Origin of the sequence: Microbacterium sp., assembly GCF_051860965.1 — a bacterium.
Taxonomy (GTDB): Bacteria; Actinomycetota; Actinomycetes; order Actinomycetales; family Microbacteriaceae; genus Microbacterium.
The window spans coordinates 297,296-319,156 of the sequence record NZ_JBIMKU010000001.1; the positions used below are offsets into that span (position 1 = coordinate 297,296).

Annotated in this window: 13 protein-coding genes; 4 read left to right on the top strand and 9 right to left on the bottom strand. The window is 70.0% G+C overall.

Annotated elements, in window-relative coordinates; all coding sequences use genetic code 11:
* Positions 1-17 precede the first annotated feature (17 nt).
* The 5 genes from ACTIFV_RS01330 to ACTIFV_RS01350 form a co-directional block, all read right to left on the bottom strand.
* A complete protein-coding gene (locus ACTIFV_RS01330; protein WP_439591004.1) occupies positions 18-833 on the bottom strand; it encodes a hypothetical protein in 816 nt (271 codons plus the stop codon).
* Between the two features lie 78 nt (positions 834-911).
* A complete protein-coding gene (menC, locus tag ACTIFV_RS01335) occupies positions 912-2,045 on the bottom strand; it encodes an o-succinylbenzoate synthase (RefSeq protein ID WP_439591005.1) in 1,134 nt (377 codons plus the stop codon).
* Positions 2,046-2,086: 41 nt separating this feature from the next.
* Positions 2,087-2,266, bottom strand: a complete 180-nt coding sequence (locus ACTIFV_RS01340) for a hypothetical protein (protein WP_439591006.1) — start codon at positions 2,264-2,266, stop codon at positions 2,087-2,089.
* A gap of 102 nt (positions 2,267-2,368) precedes the next feature.
* The gene (locus tag ACTIFV_RS01345; protein ID WP_439591007.1) at positions 2,369-2,809 is read right to left on the bottom strand and encodes a hypothetical protein; all 441 of its coding nucleotides are present in this window, start codon (positions 2,807-2,809) and stop codon (positions 2,369-2,371) included.
* Positions 2,810-2,927: 118 nt separating this feature from the next.
* Complete coding sequence (locus ACTIFV_RS01350) at positions 2,928-3,620, bottom strand: GNAT family N-acetyltransferase (protein ID WP_439591008.1); 693 nt, start codon at positions 3,618-3,620, stop codon at positions 2,928-2,930.
* A gap of 115 nt (positions 3,621-3,735) precedes the next feature.
* On the opposite strand from ACTIFV_RS01350, the gene ACTIFV_RS01355 reads away from it, so the two are divergent.
* Both ACTIFV_RS01355 and ACTIFV_RS01360 read left to right on the top strand, forming a co-directional pair.
* Entirely contained in the window at positions 3,736-5,136 is a 1,401-nt protein-coding gene (locus ACTIFV_RS01355) for an MFS transporter (RefSeq protein ID WP_439591379.1), read from the top strand.
* Positions 5,137-5,176: 40 nt separating this feature from the next.
* Positions 5,177-6,760, top strand: coding sequence for a peptide MFS transporter (locus ACTIFV_RS01360; RefSeq protein ID WP_439591009.1), 1,584 nt, complete (start codon positions 5,177-5,179; stop codon positions 6,758-6,760).
* 4 nt (positions 6,761-6,764) lie between these two features.
* Here the strand turns inward: ACTIFV_RS01360 and ACTIFV_RS01365 are convergent, their stop codons facing one another.
* Positions 6,765-7,748: an acyl-CoA thioesterase gene (locus tag ACTIFV_RS01365; RefSeq protein WP_439591010.1), complete on the bottom strand. Its 984-nt coding sequence runs from the start codon at positions 7,746-7,748 to the stop codon at positions 6,765-6,767.
* A 66-nt stretch (positions 7,749-7,814) separates the two neighbouring features.
* On the opposite strand from ACTIFV_RS01365, the gene purU reads away from it, so the two are divergent.
* Positions 7,815-8,693 (top strand): formyltetrahydrofolate deformylase, encoded by an 879-nt coding sequence (gene purU, locus ACTIFV_RS01370; protein WP_439591011.1) that lies wholly within the window; start codon positions 7,815-7,817, stop codon positions 8,691-8,693.
* Here the strand turns inward: purU and ACTIFV_RS01375 are convergent.
* Positions 8,690-9,610, bottom strand: coding sequence for a serine hydrolase (locus ACTIFV_RS01375; protein ID WP_439591012.1), 921 nt, complete (start codon positions 9,608-9,610; stop codon positions 8,690-8,692). The two genes, purU and ACTIFV_RS01375, sit on opposite strands and share 4 nt — an antisense overlap.
* A gap of 34 nt (positions 9,611-9,644) precedes the next feature.
* The gene (locus ACTIFV_RS01380; RefSeq protein WP_439591013.1) at positions 9,645-11,609 is read right to left on the bottom strand and encodes a M13 family metallopeptidase; all 1,965 of its coding nucleotides are present in this window, start codon (positions 11,607-11,609) and stop codon (positions 9,645-9,647) included.
* Positions 11,610-11,685: 76 nt separating this feature from the next.
* Here ACTIFV_RS01380 and ACTIFV_RS01385 point away from each other — a divergent pair, with 76 nt between their 5' ends.
* Positions 11,686-13,011: an MATE family efflux transporter gene (locus tag ACTIFV_RS01385; protein WP_439591014.1), complete on the top strand. Its 1,326-nt coding sequence runs from the start codon at positions 11,686-11,688 to the stop codon at positions 13,009-13,011.
* Here ACTIFV_RS01385 and ACTIFV_RS01390 read toward each other — a convergent pair whose 3' ends face one another.
* A complete protein-coding gene (locus tag ACTIFV_RS01390; protein WP_439591015.1) occupies positions 13,012-21,768 on the bottom strand; it encodes a DUF5979 domain-containing protein in 8,757 nt (2,918 codons plus the stop codon). It lies immediately after the preceding gene.
* Positions 21,769-21,861: the final 93 nt, after the last annotated feature.

The window sequence follows — 21,861 nt, forward strand, 5'->3', positions numbered from 1 at the left end:
TCGCGAGCGCCGCCCGCTCAGCCGCCGAAGCCGCACCAATCGCCCACCCATGTGAGGATCTGCCCGCGCATGTCCTCGGGCGCCGCGAGCTCGATCTCGCCGGGGACGCCGTCGAGGGCGATCTCGAGGGTGAACACCGTGCCGCGCTTGTCCTCCTGCACCGCGTGCGGATCGCAGCGGAGGGGAACCAGCGGAAGCTCGATCTCGGTCGGCTCCGATGTCGGAGCGATCTCGAGATCGAGCCGATAGGTGTCGGCGATCGTCCCGGCGGCAGCCTCGAAGGTCAGCAGGTTCGTCGTCTGGATGCCGACGACGTCCGCCGCGGCCTCGCCGGTCGGCTCGACGGAGAGCACGAGCGTCGCAGGCTCGCCGGCCGGTGACGGCTCGAAGGACGCGAAGGAGAGGGACGCGGCATCCATCACCTTCGATGCGAGGCACTCGCGCTCGTGCAGCGGGCCGATGACGTCGAGCGGATCCGGCAGCGGCGCTTCGACCGTCTCGCCGTCGAGCTCGAGGAGCACCGTCATCGCGCCGTCGGTACCGTCGCAGTCCATCGGCGGGAGCTGGATGCGGATGTCGGTCGTGCCGCCCGCGGCGACAGTGCTCGTCCGTCCCTCGATCGCCCGCGTCGCGTCGCCGTCGAAGCGCTGATCTTCGACGCGCACGGCTCCGACCGCGATCGCCTCGTCGGTGCCGTTGCGCACCTGCACCTGCGCCTGGCGGGCGGCGACGTCCGAGCGCAGCTGCACGAACTCGACGGTCACACCGTCGGGCGGCGCGCCATCGCCGACCGGGCCGGCGGCGCAGCCCGCGAGCGCGGTCGCGACTGCCACGGCACCCGCACTCAGGCTGAGGACACGGACGCGCCATCGCACGGAGCCGGCATCCCGCCTGCGTACGGTCGGCACGAGCTACCGCCGGACCGTCTCGCGCGCGACGGTGAAATCCTCGAGTGCCACGGGATCGATCCGGACCCCCAGCCCGTGACCGGTCGGCACGCGTACGTGGCCGTCCTCGAGCACGGCCGGCTCGGTGACGATGTCGCGGTGGTAGAACCGGTCCGAGGCCGAGACGTCCCCCGGGAGCGTGAAACCCGGGAGCGCTGCGAGCGCGGCGTTCGCCGCCCGGCCGATGCCGGTCTCGAGCATGCCGCCGCACCAGACGGGCACGTCCGCCGCACGGCACAGGTCGTGGATCGCGACCGCCTCGAGGTACCCCCCGATGCGTCCGGCCTTGATGTTGACGATGGATGCCGCCCCCAGCGCGAGCGCGTCGGCCGCCGCCTTGACCGAGGTGATCGACTCGTCGAGGCACACCGGAGTGCGCAGCTGTCGCGCGAGTGCTGCATGATCGACGAGGTCGTCCTCCTGCAGGGGCTGCTCGATCAGCAGCAGATCGAAGCGGTCGAGCTCGGCGAGGGTCGCGGCATCCGTCAGCGTGTACGCGGAGTTCGCGTCGACCTGCAGCGGGATCGCGCCGTACGCCTCGCGCACGGCGGCCGTGTCGTCGACGTCGCGGCCGGGTTTGATCTTGATCTTGATCCGCACGTACCCCTCGTCGAGGTACCCGCCGACGGCGTCGACCAGCGCCGCCGGATCGCGCTGGATGCCGACCGACACCCCCGACGGCACGCGATCGCGCACGGCTCCGAGGTACTCGCCGAGCGGGCGCCCCTCGGACCGCAGCGCCGCGTCGAGCACGGCGAGCTCGAGACCCGCTTTCGCCATCCGATGGCCGATGACGGGCTCCAGCGCCCCGGCGATCTGCTCCGGCGCGATCGTGCCGCGCTCGAGGAGTGCGGGGATCAGGAACCGCAGCGCGACATCCCACGCGCCCTGCGTGTACTCGCTCGAGTACGTCGGCTCACGCTGCGACACGATCTCGCCCCACCCGTCGCCGTCGGCGGTCAGCGCGCGCACGACGATGACTTCGCGGACCGTCTCGGTGCCGAACGACGTCGTGAACGGCGAGACGAGCGGAAGATGCAGAACGCGCAGCTCGAATCCTTCGAGGGCGACGGATGCTGCGGGCCGGGCGATGGGCATGCCCTCAGGCTAGCCCCGCGGCTCCGATCGGGGGATGCGGGTCAGATCGCGAAGTGCGACGTCAGCGTGACGTCGGCCGACGGCACGAAGGTCGTGCGCGTGCGGTGCGGGCGCAGATGGCGCGGCATGCCCTCGGTGCGTGCGCGGCGGGCGCGGGAACGCGATGACGTCATCGCCGAGATCAGCTCTTCGAGCGCTTGTCGCATGGCGGACTCCTTCATGAGCCTCTCCTTTCGCGTCATCCATGAGACGGCGCGATGCGCGTTCCATAACGCGACTTCGGAGTGAAGGAGTCGGACGGATCGCCGCTGATACAGCGGGCGTCAGAATCGTGGGAGTTCGGACGCCTCGCCCGGCCGCTTGGGGCGCAGCTCCGCGGGTGCCGGCCAGGCGAGCTCGTAGCGGGTGTACGGCACGTCGACCGAGCCGAAGTCGTCGCTGTGGACGATCACACGACCCGTCTCGCCCGGGTTCGCGGGCGGAGTGACTTCGGCGATCCGGACGCGGATGGCGCCTTCGTCGGTCTCGAGCATCCACACTTCGGCGAGCCACGCGAGACCACCTGCCTCGAGCGCGTCCTCGGCATCCAGCCACTCGACCGCCCCCGTCGCCTCGCGGCCGAGCAGGTCGACGGCGACCCAGTCCTCGCCCTCGGGCCGGATCCAGCCCAGGAGCTCTCGATCGTCGCGGCGGTGCGGTGTCCAGTCGGCGGTGATCACCCGATCCACGCTAGCGGGGCGCAGGATCGGCGGAGTCGCGCTCATGCGCGCCAGCCTAGGGACGCGTCGTCGCCTCGCCGACGATTCGGTCGGAGGATGGCGCGAATGTCGGAGCATTCGGCAGGAATCCTCCGACGCGGCCGTGATCCTCCGACCGAACGACTCAGGGGCGGACGAGCAGGTACCCCAGGGCGTCGTCGAATCCGCCGATCACGAGTCCGTCGGCGAGGTGGCCGACGAGCGCATCGCGCACGCGGATGCGCCAGACTGCGGCATCCGTCGGCGCCTCGAGACGGATGGCACCGATGTCGCGCGGCACCGCGACCGACGCGACCACGCGCTCGGTCGACGGTGTGGGCACAGGGGGAGCTGCGAGCGCCCACGACACCATGATCCGGTCCGACTCGTCGCCGCGGTTGACGCCGTCGTCCATCGGTCCGTAGTGATCGACGAGGTACTCCGTGACGCGTGCGCCGAGTACGCGGAGGTTGAAGTGCGCGTTCCGGGCGACGAGCGGATCGAACGTCCACGTGATGTGGCCGACGTCTCGCGCGAGCGCCCACTCGCGCTGGTGCTGCTTGAGCACGCGGCCGAGGCCCTGACTCTGAAGTCCCGGCACGACTCCCGTGATGTGCGAGTGCATCGAGCGCGCGGCGGGTGCGGCGAAGAAGGCGACGGATGCTCCGACCATGCGGTCTCCGTCCCACAGCCCGACGGCGTAGTTGCCCGAGTGGGCGAGCGCCCGCAGCAGATTCGGCGGCATGCCGGAGCGATCGCCGCCCCAGACGTCGGCGAGCACGGCCGAGGCGGTGAAGACGTCCTCGACCGTGTCGAGGGGACGGATGTCGATGCCCATGCGCCCAGTCTCGCACCCGCGAGGGAGGTTCCGACGGGACCGCCCTCGTCATCGCAGACGCCGATAGCCTCGAAGGATGGGATCGGATGAGGACGCACGCAGACGCCTCACCCGGATGCCCCGACAGGGCGCGATCGTCGGAGTGCTCGCGACGGCCGGGCTCGCGTCGTCCTTCATGTTCACGCTGGTCGTGCCGATCCAGTCGAAGCTGCCGGAACTGCTCGACGCGAGCCGCGAGGACACGGCCTGGGTCGTCACCGCCACTCTCCTCGCGGCGGCCGTCACCACGCCCATCGCGGGGCGGCTCGGCGACATGTACGGCAAGCGCCGCGTCGTGCTCGTGCTGCTCGCGCTGCTCGTCCTCGGCTCCGTGATCGCAGCCGTCTCGCCGGGCATCGTCGGGGTGATCATCGGGCGCGCCCTTCAGGGCACCGTGACCGGCGTCGTCCCCCTGGGCATCTCCATCCTGCGCGACGTGCTGCGCGAGGACCGCGTCGACTCGGCGATCGCGCTCATCAGCGCGACGCTCGGTGTCGGCGGCTCTCTGGGGCTGCCGATCAGCGCCTTCATCACGGAGCGCGCCGACTGGCACATCCTGTTCTGGGTGGCGGCCGGTCTCGGCGTGGTGGTGTTCGCCCTCGTGCTGTGGATCGTTCCGGTCAGCGTGCTCCGCACAGCGGGTCGGTTCGACTTCGTCGGCGCGGTCGGACTCGCCGTCGGGCTCAGTGGCATCCTGCTCGCGATCTCGCGGGGCAACGAGTGGGGCTGGGCATCGCCCGCGGTCCTCGCGTGCGGGATCGGGGGCGTCGTCGTGCTGCTCGTGTGGGGCTGGTTCGAGCTGCGGATCGCCGAGCCGCTGCTCGACCTGCGCGTCGCCGCGCGCCCAGCGGTGCTTCTGACCAACATCGCTTCGATCGCGATGGGCTTCGCGCTCTTCTCGTCGAACGTCAACTATCCGCAGCTGCTCGAGATCCCGGTCGCCGCCGGCGGCTTCGGGCTCTCGCTTCTCGCCGCCAGCTTCATCATCATGCCGGCGGGACTCGTCATGATGGTCCTCTCGCCGTTCTCGGGACGGCTCGCCAAGACCGTCGGCCCCAAGCTGCTCCTCGTCCTGGGCGCGATCGCTCTGATCGTGGCCTACGCGTTCACGATCGTCTGGTCGTCGGAGGTGTGGCACCTCCTCGTCGCGAACCTCATCATCGGCGTGGGCATCGGCTTCGGCTATGCGGCGATGCCGATGCTCATCATGCGATCGGTGCCCCAGACCGAGACGGGCGCCTCCAACGGCCTGAACGCCCTGTTCCGCTCGCTCGGCACGAGCATGGCGGCAGCCGTGGTCGGAGCGATCCTGGCGACCTACACGGCCGAGTTCGAAGGGACCCCCCTTCCGACGCCGTATGCGTTCCAGCTGTCGTTCGTGCTCGGCGGCGCGGCGGCGGTCATCGCCCTGGTGGTGGCGCTGTTCATCCCGCGGCGGCGCGACGCGCACGAACGGCATCCCTCTCTGCCCGAATAGCCTCTCCCGCACCGTGGATACGCCGCGCTAGCCTGACCCCATGAGCGAGCGCTACGAGCCCGAACAGGTGCCGGTCGGTCCCCCGGAGGGTGCCACGGCGGCGGGCGATCCGGTCCGCACCGGGGGCGCGAACATCGTGGCGACGAGCGGAACGGACGCGGCCGCGACGACCGGCGACGAGGGCGGCGATCACGACACGCGCTTCTTCGGGCAGCCGTGGGCGCTCGCGCACATCTTCGGGGTCGAGATGTGGGAGCGCTTCAGCTTCTACGGCATGCAGGGCATCCTGCTCATCTACATGTACTACTCGGTCGCCGAGGGCGGCCTGGGCATCGACCGGACCGTCGCGACGGGCATCGTCGGCGCGTACGGCGGCACCGTCTACCTCTGCACGATCCTCGGCGCCTGGCTCGCCGACCGCGTCCTGGGCTCCGAGAAGGTGCTGTTCTTCAGCGCGATCGTCATCATGGCGGGGCACATCGGGCTCGCCCTGCTCCCGAGCGTCTGGGGTCTGGGCGTGGGCCTCCTGCTCGTCGCGGTCGGGTCGGGCGGGCTCAAGGCCAACGCGACGGCGGTCGTGGGCACGCTGTACTCCGTCAAGGACCCCCGGCGCGACGCGGGCTTCTCGCTCTTCTACCTCGGCATCAACCTCGGCGCCTTCCTCGGCCCGCTGATCACGGGTCTCCTGCAGAGCACCCTGGGCTTCCACTGGGGCTTCGGCGTCGCCGCCGTCGGCATGGCGATCGGCCTGATCCAGTACTCGTTCGGGCGCAAGCAGCTCCCGGCGGAGGCGAGCGTCGTGGCGAACCCGCTCCCCCGCAACCGCTACGCGGCATTCATCGGGTTCGCGGCCGCCGGGATCGTCGTCATCGTCGCTCTCGTGCTCCTCGGCGTCATCCGTGCCGAGAACCTCGCGACGATCGTCATCATCATCACCCTGCTCGCAGCGATCGCCTACTTCTTCGTGATCGTCTCGTCGCGGCGGATCGATGCGACCGAGCGCTCCCGCGTCCTGGGCTTCATCCCCCTGTTCATCGTGAACGTCGGCTTCTGGTCGCTGTACCAGCAGCAGTTCACCGTGCTCACGATCTACTCCGACCAGAGACTCGACCGTGACCTCTTCGGCTGGGAGATGCCCGTCTCATGGGTCAACTCCATCAACCCGATCTTCGTCATCATCCTGTCGGGCGTCTTCGCCGCGATCTGGACGAAGCTCGGCACGCGGTCCCCCTCGGCGCCCGTGAAGTTCTCGCTCGGCGCGATCATCATGGGCTGTGCGTTCCTGCTCTTCCTGCCGTTCGTCGCGACGGGCGTCAACGGCACACCCCTCCTCGCGATCGTCGTGATCCTCCTCGTGTTCACGATCGCCGAGCTGTTCATCTCGCCGCCCGGGCTCTCGGTCACGACGAAGCTCGCACCGCGCAAGTTCCACACGCAGATGGTCGCGCTGTACTTCCTGTCGATCGCGCTCGGCACCTCGATCGCGGGGTGGTGTGCGCAGTTCTACGACCCGAAGAACGAGGCGCCGTACTTCACGATCCTGGGCCTCATCGCGATCGCGCTGGGCATCGCCCTGCTGTTCTGCGTCAAGCCCGTCCTGAAGCTCATGAAGGGCGTGCGCTAGAAGGTCAGGGTTCGAGGGCGAGGGATGCCGGGATCGGCACGATCAGCTCGCGCATCGCGATGATCTCGCGGGCGTGCTCTTCGAGCCGGCGGTCCTCTGCGAGCTCCGGCGCCCACTGCGGCACGCGCGCCGCCGAGCCGTTCGCCTCGGGAACGACGAAGACGGTCATGCAGAGGGTCGTGAGGCTCCGGTCCGCGGGCGTGCGCGGATCCGCGCCCCACACCTGCACCGTGAGGTGCATGCTGTGCGGCCCGGTGTGGATGATGCGCGCCTCGATCTCGGCGAGGTCGCCGATGCGCATGGGGCGCAGGAAGTGGATGCCGCCCGAGTACACCGCGACCGGATCGCCCACGAGATCGCCCGCCCACGCGCTCGCGCACGCGAAGGCCGCCTCGTCGATCCATCGCATGACCGTGCCGCCGTGCGCCTTGCCGCCCCAGTTCACGACTCCGGGCGGCACGAGGAAGCGCAGCGTGGTGCGCGGTGCGGCCGAGGCATCCGTGTACTCCTCCGCGAGCATGATGCGACGGATCTCCTCACGCGGTCCCCGACGGTCGAGGGCGAGCTGCGCGAGCTTGCGGTCCGAGCGCGACTGCGGCGACCACGGCGGAACCTCCGTGGGTCGTCCGTCCGCGTCCTTCGCGACGAAGACGAGGATGCAGGTCGTGGCGGGCGTGTAGAGCGGCGCACTCACCTCGGCCGAGGAGACCGTGACGACGACGTGCATGCTGGAGCGACCCGTGTGGACGATGCGCGCGACGACCTCGATGAGGCTCCCCGGCGGGATCGGCCGGCGGTGCCTGACGTTTCCGACGTAGGCGGTGACGCAGTACGCGGCCGCCCATCCGACCGCACAGGCGTAGCCGGCCTTGTCGATCCACTCCATCACGCTGCCCGCGGCGACGGAGCGCCCGCCCTCGGCGGTGTCGGCCGGCGTCGAGAGGAAGCGCAGCGTCACGCGATCCTCGTGTCCGGCGGCGATGCTCACGGGGCCAGCGTAGCGACGATGGATGCGGGATCCGCGGCATCCGTCATCACAGGGCAGAATCGACCCATGGCCGTCTCACCGCCCCTCCTGCCCGACCACGCGTGTCTCATCGTGCACGGCAGCGACAAGCCGGGCATCGTCGCCGCCGTCTCGGCGCTCATCACGCGCAACCAGGGCAACATCGTCGCGTTCGACCAGTACTCCGACGACCCGACCGGCGGAGCGTACTTCCAGCGCGTCGTGTTCCACCGTCCCGGACTCGAGGGCGCGCTGCCGGCGATCGAGGCCGACCTCGCCGAGACCCTCGGCCGCGGCTTCGACCTCGAGTGGTCGATCACCGACCAGTCCGTGCCGAAGCGCATGGCGATCCTCGCCTCGAAGCAGGACCACTGCCTGCTCGACCTGCTGTGGCGCCATCGCCGGGGGGATCTGCCGGTGTCGATCCCGATGGTGATCTCGAACCACGCGACCGCCGCGGAGGACGTCCGTTCGTTCGGGGTGCCGTTCTTCCACGTGCCGTCGGTCGCCGGACCCGACAAGACCGCCTCCGAGGCGGAGATCCTGAAGCTGCTCGTCGGCAACGTCGATTTCGTCGTGCTCGCGCGCTACATGCAGATCCTCTCGTCCGACTTCCTCGAGAAGCTGGGCGTGCCGGTCATCAACATCCATCACTCGTTCCTGCCCGCCTTCATCGGCGCCGAGCCGTACAAGAAGGCCAAGGAGCGGGGCGTCAAGCTCATCGGCGCGACATCGCACTACGTGACGACCGACCTCGACGAGGGGCCGATCATCGATCAGGACACCATCCGGGTGACCCACGCCGACACCGTCGCCGAACTCGCGCGGCGCGGCGCGGACGTCGAGCGGCAGGTGCTCTCGCGGGCCGTGCTGTGGCACGCGCAGGACCGCGTCATCCGCCACGGCAACCACACCATCGTCTTCTAGAAGACGTACTCCATGAGGTCGATGCCCAGCACACGGAACGCGTCGTGCGCGCGCATGCGGTGCAGGATCGACAGGTCGTCGAAGCACACGATCAGCGCGTAGGACACCCCGGCGCGGGGCCCCGCGAGCACTCCGGCCTCGACGCGCACGCCGTCGTCACGGCCGGTCTTGTTGATGAACAGCAGACCGTGCTCGTCGTTCTCGTGCGAGAACGGGTCGAGCCCCGTCGCGGCGGCGACCAGCGAGAGGTCGTGGTTGAGGCTCAGCCACTCGGCGACCTGCGCGCTCACACCGGCCGAGACCGCCTGCGAGTTCACCAGCGCGGCGAACACCTCGGCCAGCTCGCGCGTCGATCCGAGCGCGAAGTGCGGGGCGTCGTCGGGACCGCGCTCGTCGCGGAACCGATCCAGCAGCGCCGCGCGCGACAGCCCGAGGCTCTCGATGCGCGTCCGCACGGCGGGGAGCCCGACGCGGGCGAGCAGCGCGTTGGCGGCGAGCGCGTCGCCGGTGGATGCCGTCAGCACCGCGAGATCCGACAGCGGGAGGGCCGGCGCCTTGAGGTGCTGCCAGACGCCCGCGACCGAGACGGCCTCGACCTGCGAGCGATCGATGATCTCGAGCGGATCGAGGACGCCGGACTCGAAGCCGGCGGCCACCTCGATGAGGAGCGGCACGACGCCCACGCCGCCGACCGGCAGTGTCACGAAGTCGTCGCCCGCGAGCACGGTCGTGCCCCGATCGAGGTCGTTGATCCGCACCGAGATCTTGGCGCCCGCGGCGGCGAGCTCGTCGAGCGCGCGGAGCGTCGAGGCGAACGATCGTCGACCGACCGCCGCTCGGCGGGGCAGGCGCCGGTTGCCGCGCCGGGAGCCTCGGAGCGAATCGGTGTCACGCGCGGGCTCAGGGGGGTTGCCCATGCGCAGGACTCCTTTCAGGGGAGTGGGTGGTGGCTCACCAGATCGAGACGCGCTGATCCTTGTCGAGCCAGAGCGCGTCACCTTCGGTGACGCCGAAAGCATCGTAGAACGCGTCGATGTTGCGCACGATCTGGTTGCAGCGGAACTCGTTGGGCGAGTGCGGGTCGATCGTCAGCAGACGGATGGTCTCGGCATCCCGTCCCTTCTGCTGCCAGATCTGCCCCCACGACAGGAGGAGTCGCTGGATGCCGGTGAACCCGTCGATGACGGGCGCGTCCTCGCCGCCGAGGTGCAGCTCGTACGCCTTGATCGCGACTCCCAGGCCGCCGAGGTCGCCGATGTTCTCGCCGATCGTGAGTGCGCCGTTGACGGTGTTCTCGTCGGCGAGGCCGCGCGGCACAAGCGTGTTGTACTGCTCGATGAGCGACGCCGTGCGGGCGGTGAACGCCTCGCGATCGGCCTCGGTCCACCAGTCGCGCAGCGATCCGTCGCCGTCGTACTGGCTGCCCTGGTCGTCGAAGCCGTGGCCGATCTCGTGGCCGATGACGGCGCCGATCCCGCCGTAGTTGGCCGCGGCATCCCGACCCGCGTCGAAGAACGGGTACTGCAGGATCGCCGCAGGGAACACGATCTCGTTCATGAGCGGGTTGTAGTACGCGTTGACGGTCTGCGGCGTCATGTACCACTCGTCGCGATCGACCGGGCCGCCGATGCGCGCGAGCTGACGGTCGTGCTCGTGGGCGTGGGCGCGCCGGATGTTGCCGACCAGGTCGTCGGCGTCGATCTCGAGCCCGGAGTAGTCCCGCCACTTGACGGGGTAGCCGATCTTGGGCGTGAAGGCGTCGAGCTTCGCGAGCGCGCGCTCGCGCGTCTCGGGGCCCATCCACTCGAGGGCCGAGATCGACTGCCGGTACGCCTCGATGAGGTTCGCGACGAGCTCGTCCATCGCCTCCTTGGCGGCGGGCGGGAAGTGACGCTCGACGTAGACGCGACCGATGGCCTCGCCGAGGGCGGCTTCGGTGAGACCCACGCCGCGCTTCCACCGCTCGCGGTTGACCGGCACCCCCGTGAGCTGGGTGCCGTAGAACGAGAAGTTCTCCTGCACGATCTCGTCGGTGAGGAACGCCGCCGCGCTGTGCACGATCTGGAACCGCAGCCACGCCTTCCAGTCCTCGAGGCGATCCTCGGTGAGGATCGGTCCGAGCGCCTCGACGAAGCTCGGCTGATAGACGACGACCTCGGCGAACGCATCGGGGTGGTCGGGCGCGATGCCCTCGAGCCACGGGGACAGGTCGAGGCCAGCGAGCGCCTGCAGCTCGTCCCAGGTCTTGAGGTTGTAGGTCGCGACGGGATCGCGGTTCTTGACCTTGTCCCAGTGGTGGCTCGCGAGCTCGGTCTCGAGCGCGAAGATGCGGTCGGCGGATGCCGCGGCATCCGGCACCCCCGCGAGATCCAGGATCCGTTCGATGTGCGCGCGATACGCCGTGCGGGTCGCGTCGAAGCTCTCGAGACGGTAGTAGCTCTCGTCGGGGAGCGACAGGCCGCCCTGCAGGACGAACGGCACGTACCGCTGGGGATCGCCCGGATCGGGTTCGACGAAGACGGAGACCATGCCGCCGACGCCGTCGCGCTCGAGCGCGCCGACCGTGCGCAGGAGCGCGGGGATCGAGTCGACCGCGTCGACCTTGGCGAGCTGGTCGGCGAGCGGCTCGGTACCGCGAGCCTCGATGCTCTCGGTGTCCATGAAGCTCGCGTAGAGGTCTCCGATCTTGCGGGCCTCGGTGCCGGGCTCGGCGTCGACGGACTCCTCCACGATCGCGTGGACGTCCTTCTCGGCCTGCTCGGCGATGAGGTGGAACGAGCCCCACCGCGCCTTGTCGTCGGGGATCTCGGTGCGATCGATCCACGAGCCGTTGACGTATCGGAAGAGGTCGTCCTGCGGCCTGATCTCTGCGCTGAGCTCATCGATCTCGAGGCCGGAGGGAAGGGCATCCGTCATGGGACCAGGATATGCTCCCGCCCCCGACATCCGGACCGCGGCCGGGCGCGTCACAGGTCGGTCATAGGCTCGTCGGGTGCCCGAGTCCGTGCCCACACTCAATCGCGACATCCTGCGCCTCGCCGTGCCGGCGCTCGGAGCGCTCGTCGCCGAGCCGCTCTTCCTCATCGTGGACGCCGCCCTGGTCGGGCACCTCGGGGTCGAGCCGCTCGCAGGCCTCGGGATCGCCTCGGCCGTGCTCCAGACCGTCGTCGGGCTCATGGTGTTCCTCGCGTACTCGACGACGCCCGCGGTGGCCCGGCGCTTCGGCGCGGGCGACCCGTCGCGCGCCGTCTCGGTGGGGATCGACGGCATGTGGCTCGCACTCGGCCTCGGCGCCGTGCTCGCCGTCGCCGGCTGGTTCGCCTCCCCTCTCCTCGTGAGCCTCTTCGGGGCGTCCCCCGCCGTGGCCGAGCAGGCGCGCATCTACCTCGGCCTGTCGATGTGGGGGCTCCCCGCGATGCTGATCGTCTTCGCGGCTACCGGGCTTCTGCGCGGCATGCAGGACACCGTGACGCCCCTGTGGATCGCAGGGGTCGGCTTCGCCGCCAACGCCCTGCTGAACTGGCTCTTCATCTACGGATTCGGGTGGGGCATCGCCGGGTCGGCGGCGGGAACCGTCGTGGCGCAGTGGGCCATGGTGGCGGCTTTCGTCCTGGTCGTCGTGCGGCTCGCGCGTCGGCACGAGGCATCCCTCCGTCCGCACCGCGAAGGGCTCACCGGTTCGGCGCGCTCCGGCGGCTGGCTGTTCGTGCGCACTGTGTCGCTGCGGGTCGCGCTGCTCGCGACGGTCGCCGTGGCGACGACGCTCGGCACCGACGAGCTCGCCGGCTGGCAGATCGCGTTCACGATCTTCTCGACGGCCGCGTTCGCCCTCGACGCCCTGGCGATCGCCGCGCAGGCGTTGATCGGCAAGGGCCTCGGTGCCGGCGACGAGCCGTTCGTGCGGCGCGTGCTCGCCCGCACGCTCGCGTGGGGCGCGCTCTTCGGCGTCGGCGTCGGAGCCCTCGTCGGCGGATTCTCGGGCGTCATCGGACTCGTCTTCACGGGGGATGCCGCGATCGCCGCGCTCGTCATGCCCGCGCTCCTCGTGCTGGCGATCGCCCAGCCGCTCTGCGGTGCGGTGTTCGTGCTCGACGGCGTGCTCATCGGCGCGGGCGACGCGAAGTACCTCGCGATCGCCGGCCTGCTGAACCTGGTGCCGTTCGTGCCCGCTCTCGTGCTGATCGAGGTGATGCGTCCCTCCGGCGCTGCGGGGCTCGCCTGGTTGTCCGTGGCGTTCTTCGGGGTCTACATGCTCGCGCGGCTCGCGACGCTCGGCTGGCGCGTCCGCGGGGCGGTGTGGCTCACCGCGGGGGCGTGATCAGGCCCGCCGGCGGCGGATCAGCACGAGGACCAGGCCGAGCAGCAGCATCCCGCCGCCCAGCAGGATCCCCGCCCAGGGCACCGGCGCGCCCGTCACGGGGAGCGGATCCGAGAAGGTGTTGACGAAGGCCGCGACCGACGGCTCGTCGGCGCTCCCCTCCTCGAGCACGATCGTCGTGGTGCGGCTGTCCATGGGCGCGCCGCCGTCCACCGCGACGGTGGTCACGATCGCGTCACCCGCGTCCGTCTCGGTGATCTCGCACTCGGCGCCGACGGGGAGCTCGGTCCATTCCGCCGTACCGTCGACGGCGACGAACTGCAGGGCGTCCTCGAGCGCCGAGACGGGGAGCCCCCCGAGCGTGCAGGTCACCTGGATCGGGAAGGCGTCCGGAGCGTTCTCGGGCACGCCGCCGGAGAACGTGCGTACGGCCTTGGTCGCCGAGACCGCGGCGAACAGGAACTCGTTCACCGCGGTGACCGCGGGCTGCGGCTGGTCGGTGTCGGTGAGCTCGGTCGCATCGGTCACGACGGAGAACGTGTAGCCGCCGCCTTCATCGACGGGAAGAGGCACGCCGTCGGCGTCGGCGAGCCAGTGACGGGTGGCTCCCCCCGTGTCGGTCTCGGCGATCCGGCACTCGGCGCCGGTGGGCAGAGCGTTGAACGTGGCCGTCGGCGCCGCGGCGCTGATCGTGCGAATCGGTCCGTCGAGGATCTCGAGCTCGTCGCCGCGCAGCGTGCACGCGAGGGTGACCTCGAAGTCGCCCGTGCCGAACTTCTGTGCGCCTTCGCCTGTGAGCACCTTCGTGACCTCGAGTGAGCCGCCGAGATACCAGTTCGTGACGGCGACCGAACCCACGCCCTCGGTCGGGATGATGATGACGCCGGTGGCCGGGTCGCCCTCGTTCGGCGTGATGACGACGGCATCGGCGAATGCGCTGTCGGTCTCGGTGATCTCGCAGCGGGTCTGCGCCGCGATCGGGTAGTAGCCGAGCGTGTAGCCGTTCTCGGGACTCAGCACCGCGGTGCCGGCGAGAACGATCTCGCCCGCGTTGACGCACACGATGTCGAGCGTGAAGCTCTGGCCGAGTCCGACCTGGTCTGCCGCGGTTCCCGCGAAGTCCTTCTCGACCAGCATGCCCGAGACGTCGAAGAGGTTCGTGAACGTGACGCGGTTGCGGGGCTGATCCGCAACGAGATCGGGGGTCAGCTCGGGGATGAGGACCGTGCTGCGCGACTGCGTGACCACCGGCGGAGCCGTGGGCGTCTCGACGACGACCTCGCTGATCGTCGCGGCCGCGCCGCGATCGTCGGTCTCGATGATGACGCACCGCGCGCGGCCGGGCAGGCCCGTGAAGTCGCGGAAGCCGCCGCCGTCGAGCGTGAAATTGGTGAGGGGGAGCACGGTCGCGCCGTTGAAGGAGCACTCGACCGACATCCCGAACCCCGTCGGGACTGCGCCCTCGTTCGGCTCCACGTTCTTGGAGACGCGGAGCGAGGCGAGCAGGTAGACGTTCTCCGTCCGGATGGTCGCGGTCGGTGAGGTGTTCGGCACGATGACCGCCGTCGCCGGCGTGTAGATGGTCTGGTCCTGTCCGGCGTCGTCCTCGACGATCGAGCAGACCGAGTCGACCGGGATGTTGCTCACGACCGTCGTGGCACCGGGACGGAGCGTCACGCGTCCTCCCGCCGCGAGCGGCACGGCCGCCCCCTGCCATCGGCACGTGACGGTCGCACCGAACGTCGCCGGGGCATCGTCGGCGCCGGGACCGGACACGACCTTCGTGAGCGCGAGCGCGCCGTTCGGGAAGACGTTGGTCACGGTCGCGGCGACGGTCGTCCCGTTGCCGATCGTGAGGCTCGACGGTGTGACGGTGTGCGAGCCGGCGAAGCCGTCGTCCGGCTCGGTGACGACGCACACCGCGCCGGTGGGCAGGCCCGTATAGGTCACGGTGCCGGCGCCGGTGATCGTGCGGGTCGCGCCGCCCGGGATCGCGACGCCCACGCTCTGACCGTTGACCGTGCGCGTGCATGCGAGCGAGACGACATACGTGCCCTGCGTCGCCGGAGGGAGGGATGCCGCGGGCGCGCCGGACAGGGTCTTGCGCACGCTCAGCGAACCCGTGGTGAAGGTGTTCGTGATCGTCGCGAGCGCGGGGGTCGCGGCATCCGTCACCGTGAACGTCGTCGGCGTGATGGTGGTGGAGTTCGCACCACCGCTGGCCGTCTCGCTCACGGTGCAGACTGCGCCGCGCGCGAGGTTCGCGATGTTCCAGGTCGGGGCGGCGCGGTTGAGCACCTGCGTGCTCTGGAAGACGAGCTGCGGGTCGCCCCACGCGAGGGTGCACCGAAGGCCCACCGTGAAGTCGGCGTCGCCCCATGCGGTGCCGCCCGCTCCGTCGATCGCCTTTGTGATGGATGCCGAGCCCGCCGTGTAGACGTTCGTGACCGTGACCGCGGTCCGGAGCGCCGTGCTGTCGGGCAGATTCGCCACCAGGTCGAAGTCCGCGATCGGATCGGGATCGTTCGGCCCGGGCACGCCCGCGACCGAGACCTGCGTGTAGGTCTGGGCCGCGCCTCTCGGGTTCGTCTCGGTGACGCGACAGGTCGAACCGGCGGGCAGGCCTGTGAACTCGATGACCTCGCCGTCGTCGAGGACGAACGAGCGCTCCGCGACCGGGATGACCTGCTGCCCGAGGAAGAGGCAGGACGCTGTGAACGCGTAGTCCTCGAGGTACTGGATGGGGTTGCCGTCCTGATCGACTGCGGGCCCGTTGTCGACGGCCTTCTCGACGCTGAACCCGGCGAGCTGGTAGGTGTTGGTCGCGGTGATCTGGTTGAGCTCGATCGGATCCGGGTAGGCGGAGTTCACGACGTTGGTGCGGGTGGACCAGTCGCGCAGCGCCGTGATGGGCTGCGCCGAGTAGCCGATGAGCACACCGGGCGTGGGCGTCGCCTCGGTGAGCGAGCACTCCGCGTACAGGGGCAGGTTGACGTTCGACCACGCCGAGGTCGCGGGCGTCGCGCCATCCGCGTAGTGCAGCACCGTGCCGTCGGCGGCCAGGTTCACGCGCGACATCGATGCACCGGCCGTGTTGACGAGGGTGACCTGCTGCGGACCCGACGTGCACGAGACGTCGAAGTCGTAGCTCGCCGGCATCGAGATGCTCGGATCCCAGCCGTCGGGAACGACCACCTCTTTCGCGAGGTCGATCTTGCCGGTCGCCATCGCGACGCCGATCTTGCGGGGCTCGACGACGGTGGTCGTGTAGTTGAGATCGTTGAGCACGCCGCGAGCGCCGACCGCCACGGAGTTCCACGCGATGGCGTCGCGATCCTGCGTCTCGGCACGGTTGGGCTGCCAGGCCGTCGTCGTGTCGTACGTGACCCTCAGGCTCTCGCCCGGCGGCAGGCCCTGCGTCGCGCGATTGGCGAAGTCGACGACGACTTTGAGTGCGCGAACCGACGCCATCTGGGCGGGTGTCATCGTGTCCGTCAGCGGAATCCAGTTGCGCGTCGTGACATCGGCGTAGCAGGGATTGGAGGGCAGGATCGTGCCGCTCGTGTCGCGCAGGATGTCGGCGGCATTGCATGCCGTGTTGGGCGCAGTGGTCATGTAGTAGGCGCGACGCTGCTCGCCCGTCGTCAGGCCGCTCAGGTACTGCACGTTGCCCGCGAACGTCACCGGCCAGGCCGACTGGCGCGGCGAGTTGATGATGACGCCGGAGTCGCCGTAGGCGGGCAGCACGTCGATGCCCGAGATGACCGTCGCGGGGATGTTGCCGAGATTGGTGACCTCGATCTTCCACGTCTCCGTGCCGCCCGGGCGCGTGATCGGGATGCAGGGGGTGCGCCAGTATCCGTCGGTTCCGTTGGCGCTGAGGCACTGGTTGGTCGGCACATTGAAGGCGAGCGTGCCGAGATCGTCGTAGTTGGGGTCGGCGGGGTCGGCGCCCGGGATGCCCGCCCCCACGCCCTTGACCCACTTCGTGATGCGCAGCGGCGCTGCCGGGGTGGGCGACACCTGCGTCACCGCCTCGCAGTTCGGCACGTTCGTCAGCGGAGGCTGAAGGGCCGTGTTGACCGAGCCGACGCACGAATCGAGGATGCGGTCGGCCGTCGCCGTGACGGCGTTCAGCACGGGGGTCTCGGGCTCGAGACCGATGCGGAACGCCATGTCGGCGAAGATCGTGAGCACGTCCCCGACGGCGAAGACGAAGCCCGGCGGCACGTTGATCGTCAGGCGGCCGGTCGTCGTGCTGAAACTCGCCGAGAAGCCCGTGACCGGCTTCGCCTGGCCGTTGGATCCCACCAGCCCGAAGCTGAAGATGGGCGTCGTGTCACCGGCATCCCGCTCCGCTGGTCGAAGGAGGGCGCCCTGCGAGTCCGTCGACGACAGATCGGTCAGGATCAGGTTCGAGATCGCGCGCGCCCCCGTGTTGGTGACCGTGATCGTGAAGTCGATGTCGTTCTCGGGGCTCTGCGGACCCGTGGGGGTCTTGACGATGCGCAGGGCCGTCGCGCGGTGCAGGAGCGTCGTCGTCGCGGTGGAGGATGCCTCGGCCTCCCACAGCGACGGACCGTTGCGCCACGAGGCGACCCCATCGACGTCGAGAGTGTCGGTGGTGCGCCCCTGCACGGGCTCGCCGGGCGCGGGCAGCACGCCGGGCTGGGTCGACGGCACGGGCTGCGTCGTGGACCCGCCGAGGCCGTATCGCAACGTGGCGTTGCGCGTGACGTTCATCGACACGACGACCTCGGGGTTGTAGGGGCGCTCCCAGTTGCCCCCGGTCGCCGTCTGGAACGAGAACCGCAGCCCTCGCACCTGGGCCGCCGTGACGCCCGCCGGCAGCACGGGCGTGACGGCGCCCGATGTCGCGTTCGCGTTCACGTACACGCCGTTGCGCCAGCAGGCGGTGAGATCGGTGCTGCCCCCGCAGGTCGCGACGAGGTTCACACCGTCATAGGAGTAGCCGATGCCCACCAGCGCATCGACCTTGATCCGCCGCACGGGCGTCGGCAGCGTCGCCTGCGGAAACGACGTGAACGAGAATGCGTTCCAGAACGTCGCCGTCGCATCCTCGAAGGCGAGCGTCGTCGTGCGCGCCGTGCCCGCGGGTCGGCTGCGCAGAGTGACGACGTAGGCGCTCGACTGGTCCTCGTACCGGCTGGTCGCATTGAAGGTCTTGCCTGCCGAGACCGAATAGGTCGGCAGCACGAAGATGAGATCATCGGATGCCGTGGCGACCGGCACGTTCGCGGGTGTGCCACCCGGCGAGGTGATCCGCGCCTCGGCGACGTTGAGTCCGACGGTCCCCGGCGCGATGGCGGCCTGACCATCGCGCGTGAAGGTCCGCTCCCGATAGACGAGGGTGATCGTCGACGAGCCCTGGGATGCGATGAAGCCGGTGTGCTCGACGCTCACGGCGGTGACGTCGGCGAGCTGCGCACTCGTGAGGGCGAGCGCCTGCGCGAGGGTGTAGGTCGTCTGCGCCCCGCCCCGCGAGAGCGTCACCGTCGTCGCGGTGGCGCCGACCGGCACCGTGATGCCTGCGATCTCGTAGAGGTTCATCGTCTCGTAGATCGTCGGCGCCGCCTGCGTCGGACCGGGATCCGAGACCAGGAGCGAGCGGATCTTGCCCGCGCTCGTGTTGGTCGCGGTGATCGTCCCCGTCACGAGCGGGAAGAGCGCCGGGTCGGTGTCGCTCGGGGGGATGCCGACATCCGACTGGTCGAAGGCCTTCGTCACCGACACGTTGATCGGGCTGTCGAGGATCGTGATGAGCGATCCGTCCGTCGAGGTGTACGTCACGTCGGGATCGACGCCGACGAGGGATGCCGTGTTGTCGACGACACCGGCGACACCTGAGTTGTAGGTGTAGCCGTTGGCCGTGCCCAGCACCGCCTGCGAGGGGTCGGAGCGTCGGTCCTGACGCAGCTGATAGGTCAGATCCAGAGGGCGCACGACGCCCGAGCCTGCGACACCCGTGCCGACGGCCGGATCGGTCGGCGCCGTCGCACGGCTCGCGCGGGTGGGGCTCTCGATGAACACGACACGGACGGCGAGCGTCGACGCCCGCTGGGCGGTGGTCAGCGTGTAGCCCGGGAAGGTGCCGTCGCAGAGGGCGCCCGTCGCTCCGCAGACGGTCGAGGTGATGTCGACCCACCCGCCGGTCGCCGAGGAGTACAGCGAGACCTGCGAGACGGCGTCGAACGTCATGAGCGGGTCGGTCGCCGCCGTGATCGGCTGGATGCGCACGAGGTCGAACGCATCATGCAGGGATCCTGCGACGTTCGCCGGGTCCGTCGCGGGATCGGTGATCGTGACCGAGTCGAACGGGAAGTCGTTCGTGCCCCACGTGATCCGGAGTGAGCTCTGCGCATCGGTCTGCGCCGTCGTCGTGGCGAGGTCGTCCGACGGCACGCCGCCCACGAGCCAGCCCTTGCTGATCGTCGAGCCGGGGCCTCCGGTCGCGGGGCGCAGCTCGATCGAGTCGGAGTCCGTCGCGGTGCTCGAGCCGGGAGTCGCGTTGGGATTCACCACTGTCGCGGCCGCGTCGTTCGTGACGACCGCCGCGGTGCCGTTGAGGTCGGCACCCGGGTCGCTGCGCAGGCTGTCGCGCAGCTCGACGCGGTAGTACGGGAGCACGTTGAACCCCGGCGGCAGCAGTCCGCCCGCGGGCAGCGGCGTGAAGGAGTAGCGGACGCCCTGGATCTGCTCGCGCAGGGCGGCGCTGGGCGTGTACGTGAAGCCGGACGACGGACCGGCGATGTCGACACCCGCTCCGCCGGGCAGGTTCACCCAGGCCGAGCCGTTCCAGTAGGTGATGGTCAGCTGCGACCCCGCCGGAACCTCGGTCGAGACGATCTGCTGCAGATCGAAGTGGTCCCAGAAGTCCGTCGGCGGGTCACCGGGCTGGGGGTCTCCGGGATCGCTCACGACGAGCGACTGGGCGCCCACCGTCGACGCGTTCGGATCCTGCACCGACACGGCGGCGGGCAGCTGCACGAGGGTCGTCGCGCCCACCGCCGACCAGATCCAGTCGCGCGAGATGTCCTTCTGGATCGATGCCGTGATACGGAGCGGTTGACGTGTCAGCGCCGCCTCCGAGAAGCCGACGTCGCTCTGCTGGCCGAGTTCGTCGAAGACCTGAGCGGAGGCGCTGTTGAGCGAGCGCACGTCCGCCTGGCCGGGCACTGGCTGTGCCCGCACGACGAACGGCAGGGTCGCGAACTGCGCCGCGTTCATCAATCCCGTGAACTCGACCGTGAATCCGTTGACGGCGCGCCCGGCTTCGGGGGCGGGGAGCGTGTCGCGCGTCGTCGTGCTCTGCGGCGTACCGGCGCCGTCCGTGTAGGCGTACGTGATCGTCGCGCCGGTGGCGCCGAGGGGCCATTCGATGTCGGCCGTCGTCCACCCGACGAAGTCGAGACCCTGCTGCTGCAGTGTCAGTCCGCCCGCGCCCGGCTCGGCGATGACCATCCGGGCGACGGGTGCGTCGCCCACCGAGGTGCCGATCGTGGCCGTGCGCGTCTCGCCCGGGAGCACGGTGGGGCGATCCCATACCTTCGTGACGGCGACGGTCGGCTTGATGCGACGGATCTGCACCGACGCCGAGGCGTTCGCGTTCGGACTCGTGACACCGCCGTTGGCGACCTGCACCTGCGCCGTGTCGGTGACCGTGACGGTCGAGCCGTCGGGGATGTCGACGACCGAGGGCCGCGTCACTGTCGCGAGCTGGATGGAGGCGCCCGAGGCGATGGGCTGGATGCCGATGTCCCCCGCCGAGTTGGTGAAGACGAACCGCAGTCCGTGGACGTCGGACAGGGTCAGCCCCGCCACCAGGTCGTTCGGGTCCGCAGGGATCGCCACGGGACCGGCGACACTCGCCCACGTTCCGCCGGCGTCGCGCCAGAAGACGTCCACCGTGTCGGCACCGGCCGGTGGCCGGAGCGCCGAGATGCCCGTCAGCGCCAGGAGCCCGAACGGGTCGGATGCCGCATCCCCCGGATCCTGGATCGTGAGCGAGTCGACCGTCGTGTTCGAGGTGTTGGCTCCGCCGATCGTCCACCCCACGGCACGCCCGGGCACCGCCGGGATGGGCTGGCCCGCAGGCATGTTGGACTGCGCTGACTTCGACGCGGCGGCCGAGAGGGTCTGATCGATCTGGATGTTGACGAGGGTGGATGCCGGCACGGTCACGGCATTCGACGCCGTCGCGGTTCCCGTGTTGGTGACGGGCCCGCCGTCCTGCACCGTCAGCCCCGTCGGTACCTGGACGTTGAGGACGATCGTCACATCGGACGTGCCGGCTTCGAGTCCGACGTCGGCTCCGTCGAGCGGCTGGATGAACGCGACGGTGACCGAGTTGTTCGCGCTGCTGATCGTGTAGCGGGTGCCGACCCCGGTCACCGACTGGACGGCGGGGGTGCCGAAGACGAGCGGCGCAGGCAGGGCGTCCGTGACCGCGGCGTTGATGCATCCCGCCGCATCCAGCGACGCGCACGACACGTCGAGCTGGTACTGGAATGTGTCGCCGGGCCGGTAGATCGGAGTGGTCGCCTGGCCGACGACGGACTTCTGGAGGGAGAGCTCCGCGTCCCCCACGGCGGCCATGCTCGCGGTGGGGACGAGTCCGCCGGCGAGCACGGCGAGGATCGCCGTGGCGACGAGCGCGATCCGACCGGACCGCTGGATGCGACCGTGCGCCCTGCTCTGTCGCCGGCTACTTCTCGATATCGAGGTGAACCAGCCCATCAAGTCCCCCTGCGGAGCCCGCCTGCGCGATGGGATGCGCCTGCTTCGAGTCACACTAGGACACACGCGTCACATGCGAAACGGTCGATTCGC

Excerpts from the sequence above, each read along its gene's own strand:
- menC (WP_439591005.1), bottom strand. The coding sequence starts at position 2,045 with ATGCCCATCGCCCGGCCCGCAGCATCCGTCGCCCTCGAAGGATTCGAG.
- ACTIFV_RS01340 (WP_439591006.1), bottom strand. The coding sequence starts at position 2,266 with ATGAAGGAGTCCGCCATGCGACAAGCGCTCGAAGAGCTGATCTCGGCG.
- ACTIFV_RS01345 (WP_439591007.1), bottom strand. The coding sequence starts at position 2,809 with ATGAGCGCGACTCCGCCGATCCTGCGCCCCGCTAGCGTGGATCGGGTG.
- ACTIFV_RS01350 (WP_439591008.1), bottom strand. The coding sequence starts at position 3,620 with ATGGGCATCGACATCCGTCCCCTCGACACGGTCGAGGACGTCTTCACC.
- ACTIFV_RS01355 (WP_439591379.1), top strand. The coding sequence starts at position 3,736 with ATGCCCCGACAGGGCGCGATCGTCGGAGTGCTCGCGACGGCCGGGCTC.
- ACTIFV_RS01360 (WP_439591009.1), top strand. The coding sequence starts at position 5,177 with ATGAGCGAGCGCTACGAGCCCGAACAGGTGCCGGTCGGTCCCCCGGAG.
- purU (WP_439591011.1), top strand. The coding sequence starts at position 7,815 with ATGGCCGTCTCACCGCCCCTCCTGCCCGACCACGCGTGTCTCATCGTG.
- ACTIFV_RS01375 (WP_439591012.1), bottom strand. The coding sequence starts at position 9,610 with ATGGGCAACCCCCCTGAGCCCGCGCGTGACACCGATTCGCTCCGAGGC.
- ACTIFV_RS01380 (WP_439591013.1), bottom strand. The coding sequence starts at position 11,609 with ATGACGGATGCCCTTCCCTCCGGCCTCGAGATCGATGAGCTCAGCGCA.
- ACTIFV_RS01390 (WP_439591015.1), bottom strand. The coding sequence starts at position 21,768 with ATGGGCTGGTTCACCTCGATATCGAGAAGTAGCCGGCGACAGAGCAGG.